At 63.0% G+C, this 6,000-nt stretch carries 6 protein-coding genes; all 6 read right to left on the reverse strand.

Features of this window, described 5'->3' with window-relative positions; genetic code table 11:
• Nucleotides 1–77 precede the first annotated feature (77 nt).
• Nucleotides 78–482, reverse strand: coding sequence for a type II toxin-antitoxin system VapC family toxin (gene vapC, locus AC5Y49_RS20050; RefSeq protein WP_499890230.1), 405 nt, complete (start codon nt 480–482; stop codon nt 78–80).
• Complete coding sequence (locus tag AC5Y49_RS20055) at nt 482–691, reverse strand: type II toxin-antitoxin system VapB family antitoxin (protein WP_499890232.1); 210 nt, start codon at nt 689–691, stop codon at nt 482–484. The genes vapC and AC5Y49_RS20055 overlap by 1 nt, the downstream gene beginning before the upstream one ends.
• Before the next feature lie 48 nt (nt 692–739).
• Nucleotides 740–2,029: a threonine ammonia-lyase gene (gene ilvA, locus AC5Y49_RS20060; RefSeq protein WP_499890234.1), complete on the reverse strand. Its 1,290-nt coding sequence runs from the start codon at nt 2,027–2,029 to the stop codon at nt 740–742.
• A gap of 43 nt (nt 2,030–2,072) precedes the next feature.
• Nucleotides 2,073–2,510 (reverse strand): nitroreductase family deazaflavin-dependent oxidoreductase, encoded by a 438-nt coding sequence (locus AC5Y49_RS20065; RefSeq protein ID WP_499890236.1) that lies wholly within the window; start codon nt 2,508–2,510, stop codon nt 2,073–2,075.
• Between the two features lie 31 nt (nt 2,511–2,541).
• Nucleotides 2,542–3,420 (reverse strand): class I SAM-dependent methyltransferase, encoded by an 879-nt coding sequence (locus AC5Y49_RS20070; RefSeq protein WP_499890238.1) that lies wholly within the window; start codon nt 3,418–3,420, stop codon nt 2,542–2,544.
• A 50-nt stretch (nt 3,421–3,470) separates the two neighbouring features.
• A partial coding sequence (locus AC5Y49_RS20075) for a non-ribosomal peptide synthetase (protein WP_499890240.1) occupies nt 3,471–6,000 on the reverse strand: 2,530 nt, incomplete at its 5' end.

The raw sequence follows: 6,000 nt of genomic DNA on the forward strand, positions 1-6,000 counted from the left end.
GCCCTCCTTCGTCGCGTCGTACCACTGGCATCAAGGCTCCGAACCTAGGTTCCCACCCTGTGGAGGAACGAATCCACTCAACGAAGTGATGTGGCCTCCAATCCGGTCAGGCCTGCGATGACGTCGAAGTCTTCATCGCGGTGCACAACCTGTGCGCTGTGCCGGATCGCCACCGCCGCGATAAGGCAGTCGTTGACGCTTCGAACCGTGTGGCCGGTACGACGCGCAGCGCGATAAATTCCGGCTGCGGCGCGAAAGTCGACAGTATTGTCGACCTGCAGCGACGGCAAGCCGTTCACCAGTTGCTCAAGCTTTGTGTACGAGTTTTCGTCGAGGGCGCCGCACAAGATCTCCATGGCCACGGGCTCGCACATGGCGATCTGGTCGGGTTCCTCGGACAGGAGACGGCGTAGTTCGATGGCCGCGGTTGATCCGGTCGCGCGGAAATATTCAATCCAAACGGAAGTGTCGACGAGGAGCATCAATATTCGTCGGGCTGTTCGCTTCGCATGTCGTCGAGATCGCCGTGCCAGCCGATACCTTCAATGCTCAGTAAGAAGTCACGGCTGAGCGGGACACCAACCAGCCGCCGCAAAGCCAGGTCAACGGCCGCTTTCTTGGTCGACAACCCGAACCTGCGCATGACCTCTGCCGCGAGTTCATCGTTGATGTCGATATTGGTGCGTGACATACACCAACCATACACATTCCGATAATTACCCGCGGGCGATGAGCCCGGTTACAGCAAATAACGGTAGGCCGGCGACCCGGGTTCGAGGCATTCGAAGTGGATATCGGTGGCGCGCATCCGGGTCAGCAAACCGTCGAAGTTGGCCGCCGATCCCAGCTCGATGCCGACCAGCGCCTCACCGGTTTCGCGGTTGTTGCGCTTGACGTACTCGAACAGTGTGATGTCGTCGTCGGCCCCGAGCACGGTGTCCAGGAATCGGCGCAGCGCGCCGGGCTCCTGCGGGAAGTTGACCAGGAAATAGTGCTTGAGCCCGAGATGGACCAGCGACCGCTCCAACACCTCCCCGTAGCGGGAGATGTCGTTGTTGCCGCCCGAGATGAGGCACACCACCGTCGAGTCCGGTTCGACGTCGGCTTCCAGCAGGCCGGCCACCGAGAGCGCGCCGGCCGGTTCGGCGATGATGCCTTCGTTCTGGTAGAGGTCCAGCATGGCGGTGCAGACCGCGCCCTCGTCGACTGCGGTGATCGACACCATGTCACCGGCGGCGGCAAGCGCGGCGTAGGTCAGTGTGCCGGCCCGATTCACCGCGGCGCCGTCGACGAACTGGTCCACATCATCGAGCGTCACCGGCTCGCCAGCGGCCAGCGCAGCCATCATCGCCGCCGCACCCGCCGGTTCGACACCCAGCACCGCGGTGTTGGTCGTCCGCTCCGCCAGGTAGCTGGTGATGCCGGCGATGCATCCGCCCCCGCCGACCGGGACCACCACCAGGTCTGGCTCGCGGTCGAGCTGGCCGAGCAATTCGACCGCGATCGTCCCCTGACCGGCCATCGTCCGCAGGTCGTCATAGGGCGGGACGAGCGTCGCCCCAGTGCGCGCCACGTCGTTCAGGGCGGCCGCGGCCGCCAAGTCGTAGGTCGATCCGCCGACGATCAGCTCGATGAAGTGCCCGCCGTGGTAGCGGATGCGGTCAAGCTTTTGCTTGGGCGTCTTGGCCGGCACATAGACGCGGCCGTGGATGCCCAGGGCGCGGCAGGCGAACGCGAAACCCTGCGCGTGGTTGCCCGCCGACGAACACACCACACCCGCGGCGGTCTCCTCCTCGGGCAGTTGCACCAACAGGTTGTAGGCGCCGCGCAATTTATAGGAACGAACTGCCTGCTGGTCTTCACGCTTGAGATAGACCGTGGCGCCCGTCGCCGCCGATAACCGGTCGCTGAACTGCAGCGGCGTCGGCGTGACTACGCCGGCGATCCGATTTGCCGCCGCCTCGATATCCGCTGCCGACAGCAGCGGGCAATTCTGGGCGCTGGGCCTCTCGGCCGGTTCGGCGGACACCGATCAATGGTGCCATGCGGTTGTTTCTGGCGCGCGCGTCGGCTCAATCCACCGGGGTGAGGACAAACACCGGAATTTGCCGGTCGGTCTTGGTCTGGTACTTGGCGTAGTCGGGCCAGGCCTCGACCGCGCGCTCCCACCAGGTGGCCTTTTCGTCGCCGAACACCTCGCGTGCCTGGTAGTCGGCGGTCGCTGCGCCGTCTTGCAACTCGACGCGCGGGTTTTTCTTGACGTTGTAGTACCACACGGGGTGCTTCGGGGCGCCGCCCAGCGAGGCGACGATCGCGTACTCGCCGTCGTGTTCGACGCGCATCAGCGGGGTTTTGCGAAGTTTGCCCGTCTTTGCTCCGACTGTGGTGAGCAAGATGATGGGCTTTCCCTGCATCTCGGTGGCTTCGGTGCCGCCCGACGCCGCGTACTTGTCGGCTTGTTCCCGGGACCAATCGAGGGGGCTGGGTGCATATTCACCTGAAAGGGGCATGCCGACCAGCTTAGAGGGTCGACGCCGGTCGCTAGGCCTTCTGCGCCGCGACGAACCTTTCGACGTCGATGCCGGTTAGGTTCCGACCGGCGGGCTCAAAATACCGCGCGCGGTATTCCGCCGAACCGACTTGTTCGCGTTCGGTCCAGCCGTACTGCCGCAGAAAGTCGCCGACTCCCGCCGGCGAAAGACCGAATTGGTAGATCCCTTCCTTCACAACCCATCGCTGGTAGGCCTTGTCCCAACCGTAAAGCTGTTTGCCCTCGAGGAATTCGCGCAAAATGTAGGTGAAGACGAGCCGGCTCGACTCGGGCGCCTTGGCCAGTACCGTGAAAAGCCGGGCCATCGCATCGTGCGACAGGTAGGGCGTGACCGCTTCGATGACATACATTGTCGGCCGTTCAGACTGAAACCCGTGTGTTACAAGGGAATTCTCGAGGTCCCCGGTTTCTAGATTGACCGCAACCAACTCGATTGAGGCAGGCACCCCGCCGAGCAGTCGCTCGAGTAGCGCTTTCTTGCGCGCCGTGTTCTCCGGCAAGTCAACTTCGAATGCGGCGGCGCCAGCACGTGCAATCAGGCGAAACGCGCGCGTGTCGAATCCCGCGCCCAGGATCACGAACTGCTTGATCCCCGCGGACAGTGCGTCCGCGACCTCGTCGTCGGCGTATCGCTTGCGCGCGACTACGCCACCCCAGAAGCCCGGCATCTGTTTGTCCACTGACCGAGCCATCAGGCCGCGTAATGGCTGCCACGCCATCGCATGTACCGCCATCCGGAATCCCGGCGACAGCATCCGGATCGCGAACTCATCTTCGCTAACCCGCTGCCCGCTGGGGTAGTGCATTTCCAGCGCGGGAAACAGCATCGGCGCATCGGCCGTCCGCGCCTTGAGGGCCCGCCGTTTCATCCTCTGCCTTTCGGTCGATGCTGTCCGATCAACAGCAAAGAATCGCGCAATTATTGATCTATTAATAGCTTGAGTTGTTCGCCATACAGACTCAGCGATTCGGCGCTCAGCATGTCGTGATGTCCACAGTCGACCGAGTGCTCTGTGATTTCGCCGGCGACATACGGGCGCCAACTTTGTAGCAAGGGCAGATCCCGGCCGGTCGCACTTCGTCCAGCAGAGAATATGGTCACATCCCCATCAAAAACATCCGGTACGTGTTCCAGGAGGTACAGCTGATTAGCGTTAACACTCTTCAGCATGAACTCCAAGAGCTGCTTGGACGGAAGAGCAGCCTGCACTGCTTCTCCTTGCTGCTGAATCAGTTGCTCGGCCTGCCGGTAGGTAAGCGGACCCGAATGTACGGGAATGTCAATACCGTTCGTTCGCAAGAGCTGTTCCAGAACTTGATTCTCGTCTGCAGCTTTGATTTTCGCGGTGTTGGTGTCGTTCCGCGAAGGGTCTAACAGTATGAGTCGTTCGACTACACACCCCCGCCGACGGAGCTCAACAGCGAGCTCGTGTGCTACCACGCCCCCAAAAGACCAGCCGAGAAGCTTGTAAGGCCCGGTCGAATAAACGGCTTGGAGTCGGTCCGCATAGCTTGCCGCCAGGCTACGAATCGATGCAGATTCAGGTTCGTTAGTTTGCAGCATTTGGTTGATGCCAATGATGGGGCAATCCAAATAGTTGCCCAGGGTCCGATACGACCAACTAAGCCCGAAACCGTCATGGATACAGCACAGCGCCACACCTGTGCCCTCGTTGAGGACCTCTACCGGGATTACTTCTACCGAGCTGTCAGGTTCGCCCAGCCGCAGACTCAAGCTTGCAACGGAAGGCGCTTCGAACACCGTGCGCACGGCAAGGGCGACGTCCAGGCTGGTGTTGATCGCGGCGATCAGGCGCATCGCCGAGAGTGAATCCCCACCCAAGTCGAAGAAGGAGTCGTCGACGCCGACTCGCTCGAGCCCGAGGATCTGGGCGTAGATGCCGGCCAGGATTTCCTCGATCGCACTGGCTGGTGCCCGGTAATCACCGCCATCCCGATACTCCGGTGCCGGCAGGGCGCGGGTGTCGAGTTTGCCGTTGACGGTCAACGGCAACGCGTCCAAGCCGATGACCGCGGCCGGGACCATATACGCGGGCAGTCGCTCAGCCAGCGCGGTGCGCACCGTGGACGGATCCGCTGTTCCGGTGATGTAACCGACGAGACGCTTGGTGCCCGGACGGTCTTCGCGGGCGATGACCACCGCATGTTCCACGCCGGCCAAACCCGCCAGGGCCGTTTGAATCTCGCCGAGTTCGATGCGGTACCCGCGGATTTTGACCTGCTCGTCCGCGCGCCCGAGATAGCGCAGTTGTCCATCGGGGCCCCAACACACCAGGTCCCCGGTGCGATACATCCGTTGTCCGGGCGCCCCGAACGGGCAGGCCACAAACCGCGATGCGGTCAATGCCGCGCGGCGCACATATCCCACGCCCACCCCGCGGCCGGCCACGTACAACTCACCGATCACCCCGGTCGGCACCGGCCGCAACCACCCGTCGAGCACAAACAACGCCGCCCCCGGCATCGGCGCGCCGATCGGCACCGCACCCGACCCCGCGACCAGCGGGGCACTCATCGCCGCGTACACCGTGGTCTCGGTAGGGCCGTAAGCGTTGACCATCACCCGCTCCGGTGCCCAGCGCTGGACCAACTCGGCTGGACACGGCTCACCGCCCGCCAGCAACGCCACCGACCCCAAACCCTCCGGTGACAGCATCGCCGCCGCCGACGGAGTCTGGGTCAGCACACTGACCTTCTCTTCAATCAACAAGTCATGGAACTCATCTGGTGAGCCGACCACCGACTCTGGCACGATCACCAGGCGCCCACCGCCCAGCAGCGCAGCCCAAATCTCCCCTACCGAAAAGTCAAAGACATAGGAATGACACTGCGTCCACACCGAGGCCCGGGCCACATCAGTGGGCAATGACTCCACCAAATGGGTGAGGTTGTGATGGGTGATGGCCACCCCTTTAGGCACCCCGGTGGTGCCCGAGGTGTAGATCAGGTAGGCGATATCCTCGGGACCCGGCACCGGTAGCGCCGTACTCGGTTGGCTGCCAACGGCGGGATCATCGACATCGACGACCAACACGTCAAACCCGGCTAGCTGTCCGACCAAATCCGCGGTGGTAACCACCGCCACCGCCGCAGCATCAGCGAGCATAAATTCCATCCGCGCCCGTGGATACTGCGGATCAATCGGCAGATACGCCGCCCCAGCTTTCAGCACCGCCAACATCGCCACGATCGCTTCTACCGACCGCGAAGACAGCAGCCCCACACACTCACCCGGCCCTACACCACGGCCGGCCAGCAAGTGCGCCAACCGATTTGACGCCTCATCCAGCTCGCGATAGGTCAGCGACCGCCCCGCACACCTGACCGCCACCGCATCCGGTGTGCGGGCGGCCTGCGCGCTCCACAACACCAAAACGGACACTGCCGGCAACTCCGGCTGGGTCAAGACTGCCCGGTTACCCAGCACG

The sequence above is a fragment of the Mycobacterium sp. NGS62 genome, from assembly GCF_059812285.1.

Coding starts and splice junctions, on each gene's coding strand:
- vapC (WP_499890230.1), bottom strand. CDS start 482: ATGCTCCTCGTCGACACTTCCGTTTGGATTGAATATTTCCGCGCGACC.
- AC5Y49_RS20055 (WP_499890232.1), bottom strand. CDS start 691: ATGTCACGCACCAATATCGACATCAACGATGAACTCGCGGCAGAGGTC.
- AC5Y49_RS20065 (WP_499890236.1), bottom strand. CDS start 2,510: ATGCCCCTTTCAGGTGAATATGCACCCAGCCCCCTCGATTGGTCCCGG.
- AC5Y49_RS20070 (WP_499890238.1), bottom strand. CDS start 3,420: ATGAAACGGCGGGCCCTCAAGGCGCGGACGGCCGATGCGCCGATGCTG.